This is a genomic window from Zophobihabitans entericus (genome assembly GCF_011745665.1).
In the GTDB taxonomy this organism is placed as follows: domain Bacteria; phylum Pseudomonadota; class Gammaproteobacteria; order Enterobacterales; family Orbaceae; genus Zophobihabitans; species Zophobihabitans entericus.
Map to the genome: position 1 here is coordinate 1,071,811 of NZ_CP050253.1, position 22,122 is coordinate 1,093,932.

General features: G+C 41.0%; 16 protein-coding genes, 2 tRNA genes, 2 rRNA genes and 1 riboswitch. Of the genes, 9 read left to right on the forward strand and 11 right to left on the reverse strand.

What is annotated here, in order from left to right; translation table 11 throughout:
• Window positions 1–9 precede the first annotated feature (9 nt).
• Together IPMB12_RS04850 and recD are read left to right on the forward strand one after the other, a co-directional pair.
• Window positions 10–1,638 (forward strand): DUF4139 domain-containing protein, encoded by a 1,629-nt coding sequence (locus IPMB12_RS04850; RefSeq protein ID WP_166915483.1) that lies wholly within the window; start codon window positions 10–12, stop codon window positions 1,636–1,638.
• A 6-nt stretch (window positions 1,639–1,644) separates the two neighbouring features.
• On the forward strand, window positions 1,645–3,537 hold the full coding sequence (gene recD, locus IPMB12_RS04855) for an exodeoxyribonuclease V subunit alpha (protein ID WP_166915486.1): 1,893 nt from the start codon (window positions 1,645–1,647) through the stop codon (window positions 3,535–3,537).
• A gap of 23 nt (window positions 3,538–3,560) precedes the next feature.
• Here recD and srlR read toward each other — a convergent pair whose 3' ends face one another.
• From srlR to srlA, 6 genes are all read right to left on the reverse strand, one after another.
• Window positions 3,561–4,331: a glucitol operon DNA-binding transcriptional repressor SrlR gene (srlR, locus tag IPMB12_RS04860; RefSeq protein ID WP_166915488.1), complete on the reverse strand. Its 771-nt coding sequence runs from the start codon at window positions 4,329–4,331 to the stop codon at window positions 3,561–3,563.
• A 90-nt stretch (window positions 4,332–4,421) separates the two neighbouring features.
• The gene (gene gutM / locus IPMB12_RS04865; protein ID WP_166915490.1) at window positions 4,422–4,790 is read right to left on the reverse strand and encodes a transcriptional regulator GutM; all 369 of its coding nucleotides are present in this window, start codon (window positions 4,788–4,790) and stop codon (window positions 4,422–4,424) included.
• 101 nt (window positions 4,791–4,891) lie between these two features.
• Complete coding sequence (gene srlD / locus IPMB12_RS04870) at window positions 4,892–5,671, reverse strand: sorbitol-6-phosphate dehydrogenase (protein ID WP_166915492.1); 780 nt, start codon at window positions 5,669–5,671, stop codon at window positions 4,892–4,894.
• A gap of 41 nt (window positions 5,672–5,712) precedes the next feature.
• Window positions 5,713–6,081: a PTS glucitol/sorbitol transporter subunit IIA gene (gene srlB / locus IPMB12_RS04875; protein WP_166915494.1), complete on the reverse strand. Its 369-nt coding sequence runs from the start codon at window positions 6,079–6,081 to the stop codon at window positions 5,713–5,715.
• Between the two features lie 54 nt (window positions 6,082–6,135).
• Window positions 6,136–7,128 (reverse strand): PTS glucitol/sorbitol transporter subunit IIB, encoded by a 993-nt coding sequence (gene srlE / locus IPMB12_RS04880; RefSeq protein WP_166915497.1) that lies wholly within the window; start codon window positions 7,126–7,128, stop codon window positions 6,136–6,138.
• A 15-nt stretch (window positions 7,129–7,143) separates the two neighbouring features.
• Window positions 7,144–7,692 (reverse strand): PTS glucitol/sorbitol transporter subunit IIC, encoded by a 549-nt coding sequence (gene srlA / locus IPMB12_RS04885; RefSeq protein WP_166915499.1) that lies wholly within the window; start codon window positions 7,690–7,692, stop codon window positions 7,144–7,146.
• A 420-nt stretch (window positions 7,693–8,112) separates the two neighbouring features.
• Between srlA and IPMB12_RS04890 the strand changes: the two genes are divergently transcribed.
• On the forward strand, window positions 8,113–8,865 hold the full coding sequence (locus IPMB12_RS04890) for a DeoR/GlpR family DNA-binding transcription regulator (protein ID WP_228720402.1): 753 nt from the start codon (window positions 8,113–8,115) through the stop codon (window positions 8,863–8,865).
• Between the two features lie 96 nt (window positions 8,866–8,961).
• On the opposite strand, the gene gorA is transcribed toward IPMB12_RS04890, so the two are convergent.
• The 5 genes from gorA to metK all read right to left on the reverse strand — a co-directional run bounded on the left by gorA (window position 8,962) and on the right by metK (window position 13,642).
• The gene (gorA, locus tag IPMB12_RS04895; protein ID WP_166915501.1) at window positions 8,962–10,326 is read right to left on the reverse strand and encodes a glutathione-disulfide reductase; all 1,365 of its coding nucleotides are present in this window, start codon (window positions 10,324–10,326) and stop codon (window positions 8,962–8,964) included.
• A gap of 124 nt (window positions 10,327–10,450) precedes the next feature.
• A complete protein-coding gene (locus tag IPMB12_RS04900; protein WP_166915503.1) occupies window positions 10,451–11,293 on the reverse strand; it encodes a 23S rRNA (adenine(2030)-N(6))-methyltransferase RlmJ in 843 nt (280 codons plus the stop codon).
• Entirely contained in the window at window positions 11,294–11,911 is a 618-nt protein-coding gene (locus IPMB12_RS04905; RefSeq protein WP_166915505.1) for a hypothetical protein, read from the reverse strand. It abuts the gene before it with no gap.
• Window positions 11,908–12,429 carry a SprT family zinc-dependent metalloprotease gene (locus IPMB12_RS04910; RefSeq protein WP_166917697.1) on the reverse strand — a complete coding sequence of 174 codons (522 nt, stop codon included), beginning with the start codon at window positions 12,427–12,429 and terminating at the stop codon, window positions 11,908–11,910. The genes IPMB12_RS04905 and IPMB12_RS04910 overlap by 4 nt, the downstream gene beginning before the upstream one ends.
• Before the next feature lie 58 nt (window positions 12,430–12,487).
• Window positions 12,488–13,642, reverse strand: a complete 1,155-nt coding sequence (gene metK, locus IPMB12_RS04915) for a methionine adenosyltransferase (RefSeq protein ID WP_166915507.1) — start codon at window positions 13,640–13,642, stop codon at window positions 12,488–12,490.
• A 207-nt stretch (window positions 13,643–13,849) separates the two neighbouring features.
• Window positions 13,850–14,026: riboswitch (cobalamin riboswitch) on the forward strand.
• 70 nt (window positions 14,027–14,096) lie between these two features.
• Between metK and btuB the strand changes: the two genes are divergently transcribed.
• From btuB to IPMB12_RS04945, 6 genes are all read left to right on the forward strand, one after another.
• On the forward strand, window positions 14,097–15,917 hold the full coding sequence (gene btuB / locus IPMB12_RS04920) for a TonB-dependent vitamin B12 receptor (protein WP_208293558.1): 1,821 nt from the start codon (window positions 14,097–14,099) through the stop codon (window positions 15,915–15,917).
• Window positions 15,907–16,731, forward strand: coding sequence for a glutamate racemase (gene murI, locus IPMB12_RS04925; RefSeq protein ID WP_166915511.1), 825 nt, complete (start codon window positions 15,907–15,909; stop codon window positions 16,729–16,731). Before btuB ends, murI begins: the two co-directional genes overlap by 11 nt.
• A 356-nt stretch (window positions 16,732–17,087) precedes the next feature.
• Window positions 17,088–18,626, forward strand: a 16S ribosomal RNA gene (locus IPMB12_RS04930).
• 66 nt (window positions 18,627–18,692) lie between these two features.
• A tRNA-Ile gene (locus tag IPMB12_RS04935) sits at window positions 18,693–18,769 on the forward strand.
• 96 nt (window positions 18,770–18,865) lie between these two features.
• Window positions 18,866–18,941 (forward strand) — tRNA-Ala (locus tag IPMB12_RS04940).
• Between the two features lie 232 nt (window positions 18,942–19,173).
• Window positions 19,174–22,070: ribosomal RNA gene (locus tag IPMB12_RS04945) — 23S ribosomal RNA — on the forward strand.
• The 16S and 23S rRNA genes sit together here with 2 tRNA genes alongside, the layout of an rRNA operon.
• The last annotated feature ends 52 nt before the right edge of the window (window positions 22,071–22,122 follow it).

A 22,122-nucleotide genomic window follows, 5' to 3' on the forward strand; every position in this document is an offset into this window, starting at 1 on the left:
GGAAAGATTATGAAACCATTAAATAGTACGCTCGGTGTTATCGCATCATCGGTATTACTGGCAACAGCATCAGTATCTGCTGCTGAAATCACCAGTAATGTCTCTCTTGAACGAGTAAAACTTTTTTTAAATGGCGCTGAATTACAGGGAACGACCAGTGTACAGGTACCACAAGGTGAGAGCGAAATCTTATTAACTCATGTTGCTAATTATATCAACCCAACATCAATTAATGTTGGTGTGGGTAATGAAGCGATGATCTTATCTACCGCGCTGAGAACTGACTATCTGAGTACTCCTGCAGAATCAGAAAAAGTAAAAACTCTGCGTGCTTCTGTCACTCAGCTAAAAGCGGAACAAGATGTATTAAAAGTTAAACTATCTGTAAATAAAGAAGAGATTGCACTGTTAAAAGGTAATCGTTTTGAAACATTAAAAGGTCAAAACAATACCATTTCAGATGCCAGAACGATGCTAAACTTTGTCAAAGATAATCTGACAACAGCGTTAATTGAACAACAAACATTACAGTCTCAGTTAGATGAGCTGGCTAAGCGTATTCAAAAAGTTGAAGCTCAAATTACTGATGAGCAAGGTCAGGAACGTACTTCTGGTAGTGCGATTGCAGTTAAAATTATTGCTCCAAAAGCGATGACTATTCCGGTGAACGTGACTTATATCACTTCTCAGGCGGGCTGGGTACCAACTTATGATGTTCGCGTAAAAGATATTGATTCTCCGGTGATCATTACTTATAAAGCGAATGTTTATCAAAACAGTGGTCTTGACTGGAATGATATTGATTTTACTCTATCTTCTGCTAACCCGGTTGAAGGTATTACTGCACCGGTGCCAAGGCCGTGGAATGTTTATCTTTATGATAATATGAAAGGCTCAGGGAATTTTAGTGGAGCGTTCAGATCAGTAACTACAGATATGCCGATAATGGCCATGGAAAAGTCATCTGTTTCTATGAAACCGAGTTCTGATTTTAAAGATTTTGTGGTCACTGATACTAACGGTATTAATACACAATATAACGTAAAACTACCTTATACGATTAAAGGTAATAGTAGTAATAATATTATTACTTTAAAAGCGGCTGAAGTGGCAGCAACTTACCGTTATACCGCAGTACCAAAACTTGATAATAATGCCTTCTTACAAGCGCAAATTGCTGACTGGGATCGTTTAGCGTTATTACCGGGCAAATCAACCGTGTTCTTTGGTGGTAGTTATATTGGGGAAGGCTATTTAACTACTCAGGGCCTGAAAGAGACATTAGATATTTCACTGGGTCGTGATAAAAACATTATTATCTCTCGTGATCAAAACCAAAATGAGACTTCTAAGCCTTCATTCTTTGGTAACAACATTTCACGCACATTTGCTTACACGATCAATGTCAGAAATGCTAAAACATCACCAATTGATTTGACCATACTTGACCAGCTTCCTGTCATTCAAAACAAAACCATTACTTTAGAAGACGCTAAATATGGCGATGCAGCGTACAATAAAGAAACTGGTCTGCTTGAGTGGAATCTAAAAGTGGCGGCGGGTGAGTCAAAACAATTACCATTTAGTTTTAAAGTGATTTATCCAAAAGATAAACATGAAAGCGTCATTGGACTTTAATTGTTAATGCATGACTTATATTGTCAGGCTATCGAGCGGGGTTATTTAACCTCGCTCGATGTTCATTTAGGTCAATTTTTAGCAAGCAGAATGGGCTTTTCTGAGTCTGATCAAAATGATGATCAGGCACTCAGAAAAGCCCGTTTTAGTTTTCTGGTTGCATGGCTAAGTGCAGAAAATCGTGCTGGCCATGTCTGTTTAAATCTAAATTACTTAAATCCATCCCGAATCTTTTCTGGTCGTGATTATGAGCTGGTCAATCATATCTGGACTCAACTTGAAAACCCGACCGGGCAAGACTGGCTGGATATTTTAACTGATAATATTACGGTGAGTGGCGGCAGTGAAAATACACCGCTTATCTTATGGCAGTCCCGCCTTTATTTTCAGCGTATGTGGCTGGATGAAAGTCTTGTGGCGGATTATTTTTTACAAGCCAGCCAAACAATGTCAGAAGTATCCGGTCAATTACCGGTAATTTTAGATCAGCTATTCCCTGAGCAAAACAGAGAGATTGACTGGCAAAAAGTGGCTGTAGCTGTTGCCTTAACCAGAAAGGTTGCTATTATTTCTGGTGGCCCGGGGACAGGTAAAACAACCACTGTAGCCAAATTATTAGCGGCGTTATATTTGTCACAAATTGATACGTATTCATCTTTGCGAATTGTCGCTGCAGCACCAACGGGTAAAGCGGCGGCTCGTTTAACTGAGTCTCTTAGTCAGGCTTTTACTGCGTTGCCGGTGAGTGATGAATTACGCCAGTCTTTACCACAAGAGGCACTGACACTCCACCGTTTACTGGGTGCTAAGCAAAATCAACGTAGCGTTATACATAATGCTGATAATCCACTGCATCTAGATGTGCTAATCATTGATGAAGCCTCTATGGTGGATCTATCCATGATGGCTAAAGTGATTGAAGCGTTGCCAGTTCATGCAAGGCTAATTTTAATTGGTGACAGAGAACAGCTTTCATCCGTTGAAGCTGGTGCGGTACTGGGTGATTTATGCTATTTTGCTCAGTCCGGATATAGTCCGGAAAGGGGAGCAGAACTCGACAGGTTAACTCATTATCAGTTACCGACCGAGAAGATGTATTCTCCGGTTTCAGATAGTATTGGTTTATTGCAAAAGAGTTATCGATTTACACAAAGTTCCGGAATAGGGCAACTGGCAAATAGTATTAAGCTGGGAGAAGTGGCCGCAGTCAAAAATATCCTGCTACAATCACAATACTCAGATATTGAATACTTTACTTTACATGGTGAACAAAACTATCAGCAAGCTATTTCTCATTGTGTGCAAGGTTATCAAACTTACCTTAATTATTTAACCCAAGATATAATTGATCATAGTACAGCTCTGAGTTATTTCTCTGAATTTAGAGTACTTTGTGCTTTGCGGGAAGGGCGCTTTGGTGTACAGGGAATCAATCGCCAGATAGAAAACTATCTGACATCTAAACATTATCTAAAATCAGTGCAGGATGATCCATGGTATATCGGGCGCCCGGTAATGATTTTAAAGAATAGCCCGGCACTGGGTATTTATAACGGTGATATTGGGATTACGCTGTATACAGATGCCAGTAAAACTAAAAAACGTGTTTACTTCCAGCTGGCCGATGGTTCCGTTCAGGGCTTCTCACCTTACCGTTTACCTGAACACGAAACTGCCTTTGCAATGACGGTACATAAATCACAAGGTTCTGAATTTAATCAGGTTTGTTTTATTATGCCAACAGAGTTTTCACCACTTTTAACCAGATCACTATTTTATACCGCAGTCACCCGGGCCAAGCAGAAGTTATTGTTATTTGCTGATCTGCCAGTTTTAGAGAAATCGGTACAAACTCAAATAGAAAGACAAAGTGGTTTAGTTCAAAAGTTGATTTTTTAACTATTTGATTTTATTGGAGAAATTTAAATTTTCACCTGAATCACATTAATCCCTAACTTATTGAAAGTACTCACATATTTTGGATCAACCTGATCATCTGTAATAATGGTATGGACAGTTTTTAGTGAGCAAACCACATTTGGCCCACGACGACCAAATTTTGAAGAGTCAACCAGCAGGATAACTTTTGCGGCAGCTTTACACATTGCCACACTACCATTACAGCTCTCATTAAATGTGGTCACACCTGCTGTTAAATCCACACCATCAGCCCCCATAAATAGTTTATCAAATGCGTATTGACTAAACTCTGCTTCAGCTATGGTATTACTATTATGGAAAGAAGCAGATTTACGACGGAAAGTACCACCAGAAAGAATAAAGGTCTGATTGTTATCAACCGTCACCAGCTCATTAATCATATGCAGGCTGTTGGTCATAATAGTCAGATTATCAAATTTAGCCAGCATTGGAATCATTTGTGCCACAGTGCTGCCGGCATCAAAAATCAGAGAATCACCTTCATGAATTAATTTGGCCGCTTCTTCTGCAATTTTCTTTTTAGCTGAAGTATTGATGTAAGTTTTATGGTCAATAGGTTGATCGCCAACTTCTTTATTCAAGATAGCACCGCCATAAGTTCTAATCACCAGCCCGTTATCAGATAGTTGTGTCAGGTCTTTACGGATCGTGGTACCGGTCGTATTAAAATATTCCGCTAACTGATCAACCATCGCATTACCGTTGGACTGCAGGTAATTTAAAATTGCTGCTTGTCTCTCTTTTACTTTCATTATTTACCCATAGCTTTAAATCATTATTGCTGCATAAGATATAATATTTCACAATAAAATAAAACTACTTTCGAAATGAAAGATTTTATTTTACGATTTATTAATGGTTAAGGCGATTTCAAGTGCACTTTGACAGGCACTTTGGTCAGGGAAGACGGTTTTAGGATCGATATCTTTCAGGTTCATACCATGGAGTTGTTCAATGGGTTTTGGTAAGGCAAAAACCGTTAAACCTTTCATAAGAACAGAATCAATCACATTGTAATTTTCATCAAAGGAGAGGGCAACTAAAACACGTGGCTGGAAACGTCTGCCTTTACTTCTACCAACACCTAAATATTTTCCTTTCTGCATGGCTAGAAAAGCATTATTAAAGCGCCGAATCTGAAACCAGCTTAAAAAGATCTGTAATATCCAGGCGATAATTGCTAACGTGATGAGTGCTGTTGTGGTATTCATTGGCAATTATTCCTCTAAGTCTGATGAAATTACAGGGCCATAAGACCCTGCATAGTTGGATGATAATAGCACAAATTACCATTTATCGCATTACTGCAAGGCTAGAACATCACTTGCCCACCAGTAATATTGATCGACTGGCCGGTACAATATGATGCTTTATCACTTGCATAAAATAGCAGAACATTAAGCACATCCTGATAATCACAGCCACGTTTTAGCGGCACTTTATCAATATAAGTTTGCTCTACTTCTGATTCAGCAATACCAAGTTTTTTAGCGTATTGAGGAATCAGTGACTGGAACATTGGTGATTTTAGTAAATTACCCAGCATAAGAGAATTCACTGTAATGCCATATTCAGCTAGATCCAGAGCTAAGGATTGAGTCAGCCCCACACCACCAAATTTTGCGGCACTATAACCAGAGTTATGTTTACTGCCCACTTTTCCTGACTTAGAGTTAATCTGGATGATACGCCCGGCAGTTTTATGCTTCAGCATAATACGTGCAGTCTCTCTCGCACACAGGAAGTAGCCGGTTAAGTTAACAGCAATAGATAAATTAAAGTCCGTCAGTTTAAATGTGTTAATTGGAGATGCTGTTGCAACACCTGCGCTATAAACCATTAAATCTACATGATGAAATGTTTCTTCAATTGACTTGTAGAGATTGATAACATCATCTTCATTTGTCGCATCAACTTTAAAACCTTTTGCTGTACCTGCACCATGTTTTTGGTTAATTTCTTCCGCCACTTTATTGGCATTATCCTGATTCAGGTCTGCAACTGCGACTTGATAGCCTGCATCTGCCACCCCTTTACATAAAAATGCACCCAGGGTTTGCCCACCGCCGATAATAACAGCAACTTGTTTCATATATACACCTTAAAAATTAAATAATTGTTTAAATCGATTCGTTAATTAGCCAGAATTTTTATGCTGTTACCAGCTACGATATCTGTCGGAATTTCCCCTTTTACGTGCACAGTTCCTGGTAGTTCAGCCTCAGAACTGCCATCAAAACGAATGGTGACATGACCTAGTTCACGTAAGTTCTGTTCGGCAACGTCACCCACTGCGGTAATGGTGTATTGATTATCACCCAACTGAATTGTCTGATTATTTGACAGGTTGCCATCGAGCTGGCTATGAGTATGAATAAAGCAGTAATCTGCTAAATCAGCCGGCGCTCCTTCCCGAAAAGTAATCATCATGCCATCGGCCAGCGCATCAGCTGCAAACTCGCCAATAGTGGTTATGGTTGATTGATAAATCGTTTTAGACATAGAGGTACCTTTTAATCTATAACCGGGCACAGTTTTTTAACTGTGCCCTAATATTTACTGATAAATAAAGAACGAGACAGCCCAGGCAACGAGCACTGTTGGCGCACCTGTTAAGAAACGTCCAACAAGGACTGATGGAACACCAACACGCACGGTATCTTGTTTCGCTTCAGCAAGGGATAAGCCGACCGGAATAAAGTCACAAGCTGCTTGCGCATTAATTGCAAATAGTGCCGGAAGTGCTAAATGCGGTGGAATATTACCCAGTCCAATTTGTACCCCAACTAATGTCCCGATAACTTGCGCAATAACAGCACCTGGGCCTAAGAATGGTGAAAGTAATGGGAAAGAACAAATCAGCGCTAGAATTACTAGTCCAATTGGGTTATTGGCTAAGGGAACAAGACCATGAGCGATCAGGTCACCAAGTCCCGAGGCAATAATAATTCCGATTAATGCAGATACGAATGCCATAAATGGCAGGATAGTTTTGATAACTGTATCAATAGTGTCACGTCCAGCCTGGAAGAAGATCGCTACGCCAGATCCCATCCCAATACCAATTTTTGCCAGTAAACCATCACTTTGTTCAGTGATTTTCTTAGTGGTATCGTAATCTTTATGTTTTGCTGGCTCAGCTGCTGGAGCTGGGGATGCCGCTTTACTTTGAGCATCTTTTTCGTCGATCAATTTGATGTTATTTGGCTTAACACCAGAAACATAAATATCTTCTAAAATATATTGTGCTAAAGGACCTGATTTCCCTGTCGCGTGGATATTTAGTGTTGGAACACGATTTTTAGGGTAGATTCCACAGCGCAAGGTACCGCCACAGTCAATAACTGCAATCCCAATCTCTTCTCTTGGTGGTTCACCCTCTTTAAATCCGTCAATCGCTTCCCAGCCGGTCACCTCAATCAGGCGATCTACTACTGCTGGACGTGTTCCGGCAGCAATATAAACAATTTTTTTACCTTCAATGATAGGAAGTTCTAATGGACCACCCCAACCAGCTTCACCTTTTTCTATGCGTACAAACTTAGTCATGATTATCTCTCCTAATTAAAGATGAACTTTTCTATCTAAAGTAATACCCATTTTTTTCTCAAAAATGGTGGTTGTAAGATCAGTCACCCAACCGCGGAAGAAGTTAGTAACGATACCGACTAAGAAGTAACTTACAGCAAGAGGACCAAGTGGTAGACCAAGTTGTGTCAAGCCACTGGCAATACCTAAATACACAAATAATTCACCTGGATTTACGTGAGGGAATAAACCATTCATTGAGTGACACGCATAAGATGACGCAGCGTAGTAACTTGGTTTATAAAACTCAGGCATGAAACGACCTAAACTTAGGGTCATTGGATTACAAAAGACAAAAGTACCAACGAGAGGTAAAACTAAATAGCGTGCGATAACATTTCCTGCACAGGCTTGAGCTAAACGTTCAATTCGATCTTGTCCTACCAGTTTAATCACGGCATTCATTACAACGAGTAAAGAAATAAGTAAAGGTAAAATACCCATCACCATTCCAACAAATACTTTACCGCCTTCCTGGAATAAACCTATGAACCATTCAGCGCCAAAAGAGATAGCATCAATCATTATGCCTCCTATTATTGAGTAAAATTGTTTGCATTAATTAGCGTGAAAAATATTATCATTATGAAATTTTTATTTCTTTTAAGTGGATCACATTTAAAGAAAAATCTTTCATAATGAAAGAAATATCTTTTAAATAAATTATTAAAAGTTTTATTTGTGAATTATAAAATGAATATATATGAAAGAATATGGACCAGATATCGTTGTTTTTAATTTTGAGAATAGAGAAAGAATTTTCTTTCTTATGAAAGCTAATTTGGCTGAATATAAAAATGAAACGTAATCAATATAGAAGAAATAGGTCTTATATTGTGATATATATCACAATTTTTAGGAGATAACAGGATAAGAATTTTTCTCCGGGAAAATTTAGTTATAATGTAAATAGTGTCCATAAAAATGTATATAAATTGCTTAATTATGATGAAACTAAACCAACGGCAACAAAATATCTTACAACTATTAAATCGTCAGGGGAAAGTCAGTGTTGCAGAGCTGGCAGAAAAAACAGCTGTTTCTGTGGTCACTATTCGCCATGATCTGACCTTACTGGAGCAGGAGAACTACCTGAAGCGGGAACACGGCTTTGCAGTGTTACTTGATATTGATAATGTTGATGATCGTTTGCGAGTTAATTTTACTCAAAAGCAAGCTTTGGCTCAGTTAGCCGCAACCTTAATTGAACCAGGTGATACCATTTTTATTGAAGGTGGTAGTTCAAATGCACTGCTGGCCAGAGTACTTGCCAGACAATCTGATCTGACGATTATTACCGCGAATCTTTATATTGCTTCGTTACTTAAAAACTCACCAGTGGAGGTGATTTTACTGGGTGGACTACTGCAATCAAAAAGTGAGAATGTGGTTGGTCCATTGACTAAACAATTGATTAAGCAGATTCATTTTAATAAAGCGTTTATCGGTATTGATGGTTTTCATGCTGAATATGGATTTACTGGTCGGGATATGATGAGAGCTGAAGTGATTGATACCGTGCTTGAAAAGAATGCAGAAAATATCATCATTTCTGAGTCATCAAAATTTGGTAAGATTTATCCTTATAGTTTGCAGGCAGCAGGGTTTATCAAAAAAATTGTCACTGATAATAAAATAACTCCGGAACAGGAAGCACAGTTTAAGCGATTACATATTGAGATGTTGAAATTAGATTGATTGCTTAAGTAAATTAAAGAGTTTTATAACTATTTGATTAATAAAGAAAAATAATAAAGTTGAGTATATTTTGCAATATACCCAACTTAAGACTGATTAATAGATTGGGTTTCTCATAGTAACGAACTCTTCTGCCGCAGTTGGGTGAATTGCGATCGTATTATCAAAGTCTTGTTTAGTCGCGCCCATTTTAAGTGCCACGGCAAAACCTTGCAGAATTTCATCCATACCGTAACCAATCCCGTGAATCCCGACAATTTTTTGTTCCGGTCCAACACAAACTAGTTTCATACGACATGGCTGACGATGTTTTGTCACTGCAGTATACATAGCGGTAAATGTTGATTGGTAAACTTTTAAGTTTTCTTTTCCATAAGCTTTAATTGCTTCTGGTTCAGTTAATCCAACAGTACCAATTGGTGGATGGGTAAATACCACAGTTGGGATATTACTATAGTCTAAATGTTCATCTGGTTTATTGTTAAATAAACGCTCAGCTAAACGACGACCAGCGGCAACAGCAACCGGAGTCAGAGCAGCTGCTTCTGTATCATCACCTACGGAGTAGATACCCGGAACGTCAGTATTTTGGTATTTATCTACTGCGATGAATCCATATTTATTAGGAATGATCCCCGCAGATGCCAGATTTAATCCTGCTGTAGCTGGCTCACGACCAATTGCCCAAATTAGACAATCAACAGTGTAATGTTCACCATTTTCAAGATGCAGAGTTAAAGAACCATCACTGTTTTTCTCAACTGATTTTGGTGTTGAGTGATTATGCAGATGTTGTCCTTCAGCTTTGATGATTTCAACTAAAGTATCAATAAGCAGCGGATCAAAAGTACGGATTGGCGTTTCTTTACGCACAAACTGATGAGTTTCAGCACCCAGTGAATGCAGGACGCCAGCAATTTCACAAGCGATATAACCAGCACCAACAACCGCTACGCGTTTTGGTAATGCTTGTAATTCAAAGAATCCATCAGAAGTAATACCGTATTCAGCACCCGGCACATCAGGAATCACCGGTTTACCCCCAACAGCAATTAAAATATGATCTGCTGTGTAGTGTTCGCCATTAACTTCAATGGTATTTTTGTTAACAAATTTAGCGTAACCCTGAATAACATCAACGTTATTATTAGTCAGAACACGATCATAAGATTGATGTACGCGATCGATATAAGCACTACGGCTTTCAAGCAATTTTTGCCAGTTAAAGTTATTGATTGTGGTATCAAAACCATAGTCCGGGCCGTAATTTTTAATCGCTTCTGAGACTTGTGCAGCGTACCACATAATTTTTTTCGGTACGCAGCCGACGTTGACACATGTTCCACCTAACAGTTTTGCTTCAACGATAGCACATTTTTTACCATAAGAAGCTGCACGGTTAATAGAAGCAATACCACCACTGCCACCACCAATTGAGATGTAATCATAATGTTTAGTCATTTTATTTCCTCAGAAGAGCTGAAAATTGAAAGGCTGTAGCTTGTCATAAACAGCCTGATAATAAAAGAGGTAAATAGAAAATTCTGTAATAAGTAATATCTATTAAAAACTAACTATTAATTAGTTATTCGCCGACCAATTGCTCTATGGTGTATCCACCAATTCCTTCCGGCACGAGTTTATTATGTAGCCATGGCATAATTTCTTTCATTTGTGACTCCAGTTTCCATGGCGGATTAATCACAATCATACCTGAAGCAGTCATGCCTTTTTGAGTATTATCTGGTTTTACTGCCAGCTCAATTTGTAAAATTCGTTTGATTCCTGTTTCAATTAACGCTTTGATCATTCTTTGAGTTTGAGCTCTTGAAACCACCGGGTACCAAAGCAGGTAAGTTCCGGTTGCAAAACGCTTATAGCCTTCATGAATGGCTTTTACAACAATTTGGTAATCATCTTTTAATTCATAAGAAGGGTCTAATAGGATAATCCCGCGGCGTGAGAGTGGGGGAAGCTGAGATTTGAGTTGATGATAGCCATCTTCCCGGAGCACTTTAGCACGTTTATCTTTTAAGAACTCATGACGCAGTAGCGAATAATCAGCAGTATGTAACTCGGTTAAATGAATTTTATCGTGTTCGCGTAGTAGTTGTTTAGCAATTAAAGGAGAGCCGGGATAATATTTAAGGTTGCCACTATAGTTATAGTGTTTTAAGACTGAGAAGTAAGATGAGAGCTCTGCAGGAAGAGATTCCTGTAGCCAGATTCGCTCAATACCAGAGTGATACTCACCGGTTTTTTCTGCATGTTCACTTTGTAGTAAATAACGCCCTGCACCTGAATGTGTATCAAGATACAGGAATGGTTTATCCTTCTCTTTATAGGCGTCGACACAGAGTGATAAAACGATGTGTTTTAAAACATCAGCATGATTTCCAGCGTGAAAACTATGGCGGTAACTTAACATTTAATCTTTTGCCTTTTCTTCTTTTTCATTTCGTTGTAAATAAAATACTACAAAGGCGATAGAAAGTAGACAAGGAATTTCTAAAAGTTCTTCAATTAGGTCCTGACGAGCAGGGTCTGATAGTAGTAAATCGTAGCCTATGCGATGATGTTCAATCTGATCTGACAAGCCTAAGAATATGAATGCAAATAAAATATACCAAAATGGTATTTTCTCATATTTATAGCGACGAACAATTTCTCTTCTAATTGCCGGAAAAAGAAATCCCAGTACAACAGGCGTAAAGAACACAATAGAAATTATTCTAAAATAAATTTTTGGTACTTCAGGAAAGAAATCTCTGCCCCAGCTAATGCCTCTGCCAAAAAGTAAGAACCACCAAAACATTGTCCAAAGCCAAAACTGATATTTATCTGATTTGTAAGGATATCTTTTTAAATAGAAATAGGTATAAATTGTCATGAAGAGAAGCATAAGAGACTGAGTATGCTCAACGACTTTAACTGCGGATTCAGAATAAAATGGAATTAAATAGTTTCCTGAAAAAAATAAGATAGCGGCGATAATGAGTGTATAGCTAGCTTCTTTATAGAAATGAAAATCAATTCTAGGCATCATAAAGGCGTCTCTGAATTAGTTATTATTGGTTGTAATAAATTACCGCAATTTTTGCAAACATATTTTATATGTGTTTGTAAAATTTTGTTGTGCCTTTTGGTGCTAAGTAGGTGAATTTGACATGGACAACGATATTCATAGGTGTTTTTTTGTACACTTCGAACTGAAAAATTATGCGTCCGTTGTGGGTTGATTTGCAGGATGTCATTCATCATCCATTTCCACTCTTTTCCATGAGGGGGAACCTTACCAAAATGCTTGAAGGTCAGTAAATGAGCTAATTCATGTGGGATCACTTCGTCAATGAAAGTCTGTTCATTTTCAATCAATAAAATAGAATTAATCTGTATCAGCCAGTCCGTTAAATGTGCACTACCGGCAATAGTTCCCTTTTTCCGGTAGACAACTTTTGGCTCCGGATAGTCTGTATTTAATTTTTCATTGGCAACAGCCAGATGAGTTCTTAATGAAAGAAGTGTCTGCTGTTGTAAACGAATAGGAACGTGAATTCTGGATATAGACATAAATGATATAACGTATTGTAAAAAGAGGTGTAAATTACACCTCTTTTAGTATTTATTTCAGACCTGCTGATTCCCTGAGCATTTCTGCTTTATCAGTTTTTTCCCATGGGAAAATATCTCGTCCAAAGTGACCATAAGTAGCCGTTTTTAAATAGATAGGGCGGATTAAATCTAACATTTTAATTAATCCGTAAGGACGTAAATCAAAGTGTTCTCTGATAATTGCCTGTATTTTTTCCAGTGCTACTTTTTCTGTACCAAACGTTTCTACCATAATCGATGTTGGTTCTGCCACACCAATAGCATAAGAAAGTTGTAATTCACAGCGATCAGCAAGTCCTGCGGCAACAATATTTTTGGCTACATAACGTGCTGCGTAGGCTGCTGAGCGATCGACTTTAGATGGATCTTTACCTGAGAAAGCACCACCACCATGACGCGCAGCACCACCATAGGTATCAACAATGATTTTACGACCGGTTAAGCCACAGTCACCCATAGGACCACCAATGACAAAGCGTCCAGTTGGGTTGATAAAGTATTTAGTTTTTGAACTCAGCCATTCTTTTGGCAGAATCGGTTTAATGATTTCTTCCATCACACCTTCGTGGAGAGCATTTTGTTCAATATATTCAGCATGTTGGGTGGAAAGAACAACTGCGTCAATACCTTTAATTTGGCCATTTTCGTATTGGAATGTAACTTGACTCTTTGCATCCGGGCGTAACCAAGGTAAAGTGCCATTTTTACGGACTTCAGCCTGACGTTCCATTAATCGGTGTGCGTAGGTAATTGCCGCCGGCATTAGAATCGGAGTTTCATTGGTTGCATAGCCAAACATGATTCCCTGATCGCCTGCACCTTGTTCTAAAGGATTTTTACGATCAACACCCTGATTAATATCCGGTGATTGTTTACCAATGGCATTTAATACAGCACAAGAACGGGCATCAAATCCCATATCTGAATGAGTATAGCCAATATCGCAAATTGTTTTACGAGTAATTTCTTCTACATCAACCCATGCCGAAGTGGTAATCTCACCACCCACTAACGCCATGCCTGTTTTAACATAAGTTTCACAAGCAACACGCGCTTTAGGATCTTGTGTCAGAATAGCATCCAGTACCGCATCAGAGATTTGGTCAGCGATTTTATCTGGATGTCCCTCAGAGACAGATTCAGAAGTGAAAAGATATGATGTCATTGTGTTACCTTTGATAAATATATGTTTTATGTAGCAGTATTAACTTCTAGACGGCTATTTTAAAGGACTCTTAGTCATAATTCCAGTACTTCATGGAGAATAAATATTTTCTTTTATTAATTAGATTGTTAGTCGATTTTCTTTTTCTCTTGTTTGAGTAGATAACGATATTCTATTTTAGACGTCTAGACTTCTTGTTTGATTAACGTTAATATGCAGCCGTTTGGTAAATCTTTTTGATTATTAAAAGGGAATCTGGTGTAAATCCAGAACTGACGCGCAGCGGTAAAGAGTTTAAACGCAGCATTATGACACTGCTTTTGTGGGAAGTCGCTGTTTAATATAGCTCTGAGTCCGAAGACCTGCCAACATCACGTCGCATATTGATATTTGTCGCGCAATTCAAATATCCTTAGTTGCGGCATCCATTTTAGTTATTAGGATGCTAATTATAATGAAAATTAGAAAGATAGTGACGCTAGCAGTGTTATCTGCCAGTGGCTTTGCTGTGCAAGCAGAAGTAACAGCCGATGAAACCTTAGTAATTACAGCTAACCGATATGAACAACCCATCTCTACAGTACTGGCACCAATTAGTGTCGTAACTCGTGCTCAAATTGATCAGTGGCAGGTGCAGTCTGTTCCTGAAATTCTAAAGCGTTTACCGGGAGTTAGTATAGGTAGTAATGGTGGAAGAGGCCAGTTAACGTCTGTTTTTATCAGAGGAACAGATAGCCGACATGTTCTTGTTTTAATTGATGGGATCCGTATGGCATCTGCTGGCGTAACCGGCTCTATTGATTTTAGCCAGATTCCAGTCGCATTAATTCAGAAGATAGAATATATCCGTGGGCCATTTGCAGCGACTTATGGTTCTGATGCTATTGGCGGTGTTATTAATATCATTACAGAATCAGATGAAGAAAAAGGTGAGATTAATGTAAGCTATGGATCTCATGCTTATCAGAACTATAACCTGGCAGTGCGCCATGCTATTTCTAATAGTACAAAAATAGCTGTTGCGGGTGGTTATGAATCTATTTCGGGTTATGATGTACATCCAATTGTTGGCGAACCTGATAAAGATGGTTTTCGTAGTAAGTCATTTTGGGTTGGTATAAATAGCCAGTTTTCTGACGAAGCTTCAGGTTTTTTTAGAGGTTATGGATATGCAAATAGTACTGAATATGATGGTAGTGCATATAGCCCAGAGAATGAACGACAATTGTATACACATAATTTTGATACAGGAATTCGCTTACAAAAGGGTGAAAACACAACTCAACTAATTGTCAGTTATCAGCGATACAAAGATTACAATTATGATAAAGATCTTGGCAAAAGCTCGGTTACACCAGTTGATATTACTCAAAAAGGTATTCAGTTAGGTAATGTCTATCGTTTAGAACAAGGTGCAATTAGTGGTGGAGTTGATTTTTATCAGGAAGTTTCCGAACAAAATACGACACAACAAGAGTATCACTCACGAACAAATACCGGACTTTATTTGACTGGTCAAAAGCAAATTAGTGATTTTATTCTAGAAGGTGCTGTAAGAGGGGATTATAACCAACAATATGGCTGGCATGCCACATGGCAAGCAGCAGTTGACTGGCAATTTGTAGAGAATCATTCTGCTACCTTATCTTATGGTACAGCTTTTAGAGCTCCGTCATTTTACCAGTTATATAATATGGCATGGACAAGTGAAAACCTTGATCTGGATCCAGAGAAAAGCAGTCAATTTGAATTGGCTTTCTCCGGAAATTATGACCTGTTTAACTGGAGATTATCTGGTTACCTGAATAAAATCGATCGTATGATTGATATCGACCCAGTTACATGGGGACGCTACATCAATCTGGATAAAGCAACCATAAAAGGTGTTGAGTTAAATGTTAATTTCGATACAGGTTTCTTGAGTCACAATATTACAGCCGAATATTTGGATGCCAGATATGATGGTGGTCAATATGACGGACGAATTTTAGCGAGAAGGCCACACAAAAGCCTGCAATATGCTTTAGATGCAAATTTAGATGCTTTACAGCTATCATTAATTTATACCTATAAAGGTAATCGTTTGGATAGTAATTATAGCAATGATGTTTTAGGTGGATATAGCCTGGTTGATATTGCTACGTCATATAAATTTGATTCTGGATTGATTATTAGGGGAAAAATCTCTAATCTATTTGATAAGGATTACGAAACGGCTCTGACATATCCTAATGCAGGTCGTGAATACACAATGACTCTTTCTTATGAATTCTAAAAAAGCGATACCAACAGTTCTTGTTTTTGATTCAGGAATTGGTGGACTGAGTGTTTATAATGAGATCCGGCAGTTAATGCCGGATCTTCACTATATTTATGCTTTTGATAATGAAGGCTTTCCTTATGGGGATAAACCTGAGGAGGTTATCATTGAGAGAGTTTGTCGTTTTGTTGAAAAAATTGACCAGCAATATCAATTAGATATAGCTGTTATCGCCTGTAATACGGCAAGTACTATATGTCTGCCTGCACTAAGAGAAAAATTTAAATTCCCAATTGTTGGTGTGGTACCGGCAATAAAACCAGCTACTCAACTGACAAAAAATAAATATATTGGACTTTTGGCTACCAAGGCAACAATTAATCGTGCTTATACTGCTGATTTAATTAAACAATTTGCTGTCGATTGTCAGATAGAGTTATTAGGGTTGTCCGAGCTTGCCTGGATAGCAGAAGATAAGTTACAAGGCCAGACTGTTGATATTGAGCAGTTGAGAGAGCTTATGCAGCCATGGTTAACATTACCCGTTATTCCCGATACAATTATTTTGGGTTGTACTCATTATCCATTTATTAAAGATGAGCTACAGCAGGTTTTTCCTGACTCTTTATTAATTGATTCTGGTGTGGCAATTGGTAGTCGGGTTGCTTTTTTATTAAAAGAACAACTGGATAATCTGACTGCAGAGTCACAGGTGGCAGATAATATTGCGATATCTTCACAAGATAACGCACGTCTTGAAAAATTAAAATTAATCTTCAAAGAATATAACTTACTGAATTTTAAAGTAATTAATATATTCTCTGATTAAACCTTCTCCAGTTAAAACATTTTTAGCTAAATTATTCTTGCTAATAAAAATTAAATTCTTATAATGCCCGTCCACTGTCACCACATAAGGTGAGTGACAAGAAGGTGAAAAAGAAGGGTAAAATCCCCTTGACTAACCCCACAGAGTTGCGTAATATACGCAGCCCTTGGACAGCGAAAGTTGAGAAGACTTTGAATGCGCTGTCAGCTCTTTAAAAACTTGAACAGACAATCTGTGTGGGCACTTACAGGACGAAAAAATATAGTCTACGGACTTAAAAATTAAGTCTTGATGAGTGACACAAAAGATTCATTTGAAATGAAATTTATGTCAACATTCATTGAGCATCAAACTTTAAATTGAAGAGTTTGATCATGGCTCAGATTGAACGCTGGCGGCAGGCTTAACACATGCAAGTCGAACGGTAACAGAGGAGCTTGCTCTTGCTGACGAGTGGCGGACGGGTGAGTAATGTATGGGGATCTGCCGGATGGAAGGGGACAACAGTTGGAAACGACTGCTAATACCGTATAATGTCGCAAGACCAAAGCATGGGACCTTCGGGCCATGTGCCATCTGATGAACCCATATGGGATTAGCTAGTAGGTGAGGTAATGGCTCACCTAGGCGACGATCTCTAGCTGGTCTGAGAGGATGACCAGCCACACTGGAACTGAGACACGGTCCAGACTCCTACGGGAGGCAGCAGTGGGGAATATTGCACAATGGGGGAAACCCTGATGCAGCCATGCCGCGTGTATGAAGAAGGCCTTCGGGTTGTAAAGTACTTTCGGTGAGGAGGAAGGGTGTATATCTAATAGGTGTACACATTGACGTTACTCACAGAAGAAGCACCGGCTAACTCCGTGCCAGCAGCCGCGGTAATACGGAGGGTGCGAGCGTTAATCGGAATGACTGGGCGTAAAGGGCATGTAGGTGGGTCATTAAGTTAGGTGTGAAAGCCCCGGGCTCAACCTGGGAATTGCACTTAAAACTGGTGGTCTAGAGTACTGAAGAGGAAGGTAGAATTCCATGTGTAGCGGTGAAATGCGTAGAGATGTGGAGGAATACCGGTGGCGAAGGCGGCCTTCTGGTCAGATACTGACGCTGAGATGCGAAAGCGTGGGGAGCAAACAGGATTAGATACCCTGGTAGTCCACGCTGTAAACGATGTCAATTTGGAGTTTGTTGCCTAGAGTGATGGGCTCCGAAGCTAACGCGATAAATTGACCGCCTGGGGAGTACGGCCGCAAGGTTAAAACTCAAATGAATTGACGGGGGCCCGCACAAGCGGTGGAGCATGTGGTTTAATTCGATGCAACGCGAAGAACCTTACCTGGTCTTGACATCCATAGAACTTAGCAGAGATGCTTTGGTGCCTTCGGGAGCTATGAGACAGGTGCTGCATGGCTGTCGTCAGCTCGTGTTGTGAAATGTTGGGTTAAGTCCCGCAACGAGCGCAACCCCTATCCTTTGTTGCCAGCACGTAATGGTGGGAACTCAAAGGAGACTGCCGTTGATAAAGCGGAGGAAGGTGGGGATGACGTCAAGTCATCATGGCCCTTACGACCAGGGCTACACACGTGCTACAATGGCGCATACAAAGAGAAGCGAACTTGCGAGAGTAAGCGGACCTCATAAAGTGCGTCTAAGTCCGGATTGGAGTCTGCAACTCGACTCCATGAAGTCGGAATCGCTAGTAATCGTAGATCAGAATGCTACGGTGAATACGTTCCCGGGCCTTGTACACACCGCCCGTCACACCATGGGAGTGGGTTGCAAAAGAAGTAGGTAGCTTAACCGTAAGGAGGGCGCTTACCACTTTGTGATTCATGACTGGGGTGAAGTCGTAACAAGGTAACCGTAGGGGAACCTGCGGTTGGATCACCTCCTTACTACGAGTTTCTGTAAGTGTTCACACAGATTGTTTGTTTAACAGAAGAAAGAGAAATCACTTTATTGGGTCTGTAGCTCAGGTGGTTAGAGCGCACCCCTGATAAGGGTGAGGTCGGTGGTTCAAGTCCACTCAGACCCACCAATTCCATTTATCCCTGGTGGTTAAGTGAATTGGAGATGCAACGCGACAACATAAAAGCGAACGCAATAACAGTAAAGTGACAAACTGACGTGAAAAGGGGCTATAGCTCAGCTGGGAGAGCGCCTGCCTTGCACGCAGGAGGCCAGCGGTTCGATCCCGCTTAGCTCCACCATCCATTTCCGTTTTTATCTCTCTTTCAAACTTATCTCAAAGCACATTATGCATGAATAAAGATGTATGAGTGTGTTATGAGATAATTGCTCTTTAACAATATGGAACAAGCTGAAAAAATAACGAGTTCTCGAGCTGGTTGTGCGGTGTGTATTGGTATTTTTATTGATACGTGCGGTATGACAGAGTAAGAGAGAAGACTTATAGCTGTTAGAGACATCTAAGAGTTGTAAGGTTAAGAAATTAAGCGTACACGGTGGATGCCTAGGCAATCAGAGGCGAAGAAGGACGTGTTAATCTGCGAAAAGCGACGGTGAGCCGATAAAAGGCGCTATAGCCGTTGATGTCCGAATGGGGAAACCCAGTGTATTTTATACACTATCCTTAACTGAATACATAGGTTAAGGAGGCAAACCGGGAGAACTGAAACATCTAAGTACCCCGAGGAAAAGAAATCAACCGAGATTCCCCCAGTAGCGGCGAGCGAACGGGGAGGAGCCCAAAGCGGGTAGTATGTTATGTTAGTGGAAGCGTCTGGAAAGTCGCACGACAGAGGGTGATAGTCCCGTACACAAAAATGTAGCATATGGAAGCTTGAAGAGTAGGGCGGGACACGTGATATCCTGTCTGAAGATGGGGGGACCATCCTCCAAGGCTAAATACTCCTGATTGACCGATAGTGAACCAGTACCGTGAGGGAAAGGCGAAAAGAACCCCGGCGAGGGGAGTGAAAGAGAACCTGAAACCGTGTACGTACAAGCAGTGGGAGCTGCTACCGTTGGGTAGTGGTGACTGCGTACCTTTTGTATAATGGGTCAGCGACTTATATTCTGTAGCAAGGTTAACCGAATAGGGGAGCCGAAGGGAAACCGAGTCTTAACTGGGCGTTAAGTTGCAGGGTATAGACCCGAAACCCGGTGATCTAGCCATGGGCAGGTTGAAGGTTGGTTAACACTAACTGGAGGACCGAACCGACTAATGTTGAAAAATTAGCGGATGACTTGTGGCTGGGGGTGAAAGGCCAATCAAACCGGGAGATAGCTGGTTCTCCCCGAAAGCTATTTAGGTAGCGCCTCATGTATAACCATTGGGGGTAGAGCACTGTTTCGACTAGGGGTCCATCCCGGATTACCAACTCGATGCAAACTCCGAATACCGATGAGTTTTAGCATGGGAGACACACGGCGGGTGCTAACGTTCGTCGTGAAGAGGGAAACAACCCAGACCGCCAGCTAAGGTCCCAAAGTCATAGTTAAGTGGGAAACGAAGTGGGAAGGCTTAGACAGCTAGGATGTTGGCTTAGAAGCAGCCATCATTTAAAGAAAGCGTAATAGCTCACTAGTCGAGTCGGCCTGCGCGGAAGATGTAACGGGGCTAAACTATGCACCGAAGCTGCGGCAGTATACGTAAGTATATTGGGTAGGGGAGCGTTCTGTAAGCCTGCGAAGGTGAATCGAGAGGTTTGCTGGAGGTATCAGAAGTGCGAATGCTGACATAAGTAACGATAATGCGGGTGAAAAGCCCGCACGCCGGAAGACCAAGGGTTCCTGTCCAACGTTAATCGGGGCAGGGTGAGTCGACCCCTAAGGCGAGGCCGAAAGGCGTAGTCGATGGGAAACGGGTTAATATTCCCGTACTGGTGTATATTGCGATGGGGGGACGGAGAAGGCTAGGTTTACCAACTATCGGATGTTGGGTTAAGCGTGTAGGTGTGTGGTTAGGCAAATCCGGCCACTGTAACACTGAGGCGTGATGACGAGGCACTACGGTGCTGAAGTAACTGATGCCCTGCTTCCAGGAAAAGCCTCTAAGCTTCAGGTATACACTAATCGTACCCCAAACCGACACAGGTGGTCAGGTAGAGAATACTCAGGCGCTTGAGAGAACTCGGGTGAAGGAACTAGGCAAAATGGTGCCGTAACTTCGGGAGAAGGCACGCTGATGGTAATTGAAGTCCCTTGCGGATGGAGGTGAAGTCAGTCGAAGATACCAGCTGGCTGCAACTGTTTAATAAAAACACAGCACTGTGCAAACACGAAAGTGGACGTATACGGTGTGACGCCTGCCCGGTGCTGGAAGGTTAATTGATGGGGTTAGCGTAAGCGAAGCTCTTGATCGAAGCCCCAGTAAACGGCGGCCGTAACTATAACGGTCCTAAGGTAGCGAAATTCCTTGTCGGGTAAGTTCCGACCTGCACGAATGGCGTAATGATGGCCAGGCTGTCTCCACCCGAGACTCAGTGAAATTGAAATCGCCGTGAAGATGCGGTGTACCCGTGGCAAGACGGAAAGACCCCGTGAACCTTTACTATAGCTTGACAGTGAACATTGAGCCTTAATGTGTAGGATAGGTGGGAGACTTAGAAGTGTGAACGCCAGTTTGCATGGAGTCGACCTTGAAATACCACCCTTTAATGTTTGATGTTCTAACCTAGCATGCTGAATCGCGTGTAGGGACACTGTCTGGTGGGTAGTTTGACTGGGGCGGTCTCCTCCCAAAGAGTAACGGAGGAGCACGAAGGTTAGCTAATCCTGGTCGGACATCAGGAGGTTAGTGCAATGGCATAAGCTAGCTTGACTGCGAGAGCGACGGTTCGAGCAGGTACGAAAGTAGGTCATAGTGATCCGGTGGTTCTGAATGGAAGGGCCATCGCTCAACGGATAAAAGGTACTCCGGGGATAACAGGCTGATACCGCCCAAGAGTTCATATCGACGGCGGTGTTTGGCACCTCGATGTCGGCTCATCACATCCTGGGGCTGAAGTAGGTCCCAAGGGTACGGCTGTTCGCCGTTTAAAGTGGTACGCGAGCTGGGTTTAGAACGTCGTGAGACAGTTCGGTCCCTATCTGCCATGGGCGCAGGAGAATTGAGGGGGTTTGCTTCTAGTACGAGAGGACCGAAGTGAACGCACCACTGGTGTTCGGGTTGTGATGCCAATTGCATTGCCCGGTAGCTACGTGCGGAATAGATAAGCGCTGAAAGCATCTAAGCGCGAAACTAGCCCCGAGATGAGTTCTCCCAGTGGAGACACTGTAAGGTTCGTTCGAGACCAGGACGTAGATAGGTTGGGTGTGTAAGCACAGCGATGTGTTGAGCTAACCAATACTAATGAACCGAGAGTCTTAACCTTACAACTCTGAGGTGTTTTTGACGATAAGTGAAGACGCTGAGGGTTGACTTGT

What these genes read in the sequence shown, in the direction of transcription:
- IPMB12_RS04850 (WP_166915483.1), top strand. Translation starts at nt 10, where the DNA reads ATGAAACCATTAAATAGTACGCTCGGTGTTATCGCATCATCGGTATTA.
- recD (WP_166915486.1), top strand. Translation starts at nt 1,645, where the DNA reads ATGCATGACTTATATTGTCAGGCTATCGAGCGGGGTTATTTAACCTCG.
- srlR (WP_166915488.1), bottom strand. Translation starts at nt 4,331, where the DNA reads ATGAAAGTAAAAGAGAGACAAGCAGCAATTTTAAATTACCTGCAGTCC.
- gutM (WP_166915490.1), bottom strand. Translation starts at nt 4,790, where the DNA reads ATGAATACCACAACAGCACTCATCACGTTAGCAATTATCGCCTGGATA.
- srlD (WP_166915492.1), bottom strand. Translation starts at nt 5,671, where the DNA reads ATGAAACAAGTTGCTGTTATTATCGGCGGTGGGCAAACCCTGGGTGCA.
- srlB (WP_166915494.1), bottom strand. Translation starts at nt 6,081, where the DNA reads ATGTCTAAAACGATTTATCAATCAACCATAACCACTATTGGCGAGTTT.
- srlE (WP_166915497.1), bottom strand. Translation starts at nt 7,128, where the DNA reads ATGACTAAGTTTGTACGCATAGAAAAAGGTGAAGCTGGTTGGGGTGGT.
- srlA (WP_166915499.1), bottom strand. Translation starts at nt 7,692, where the DNA reads ATGATTGATGCTATCTCTTTTGGCGCTGAATGGTTCATAGGTTTATTC.
- IPMB12_RS04890 (WP_228720402.1), top strand. Translation starts at nt 8,113, where the DNA reads ATGATGAAACTAAACCAACGGCAACAAAATATCTTACAACTATTAAAT.
- gorA (WP_166915501.1), bottom strand. Translation starts at nt 10,326, where the DNA reads ATGACTAAACATTATGATTACATCTCAATTGGTGGTGGCAGTGGTGGT.
- IPMB12_RS04900 (WP_166915503.1), bottom strand. Translation starts at nt 11,293, where the DNA reads ATGTTAAGTTACCGCCATAGTTTTCACGCTGGAAATCATGCTGATGTT.
- IPMB12_RS04905 (WP_166915505.1), bottom strand. Translation starts at nt 11,911, where the DNA reads ATGATGCCTAGAATTGATTTTCATTTCTATAAAGAAGCTAGCTATACA.
- metK (WP_166915507.1), bottom strand. Translation starts at nt 13,642, where the DNA reads ATGACATCATATCTTTTCACTTCTGAATCTGTCTCTGAGGGACATCCA.
- btuB (WP_208293558.1), top strand. Translation starts at nt 14,097, where the DNA reads ATGAAAATTAGAAAGATAGTGACGCTAGCAGTGTTATCTGCCAGTGGC.
- murI (WP_166915511.1), top strand. Translation starts at nt 15,907, where the DNA reads ATGAATTCTAAAAAAGCGATACCAACAGTTCTTGTTTTTGATTCAGGA.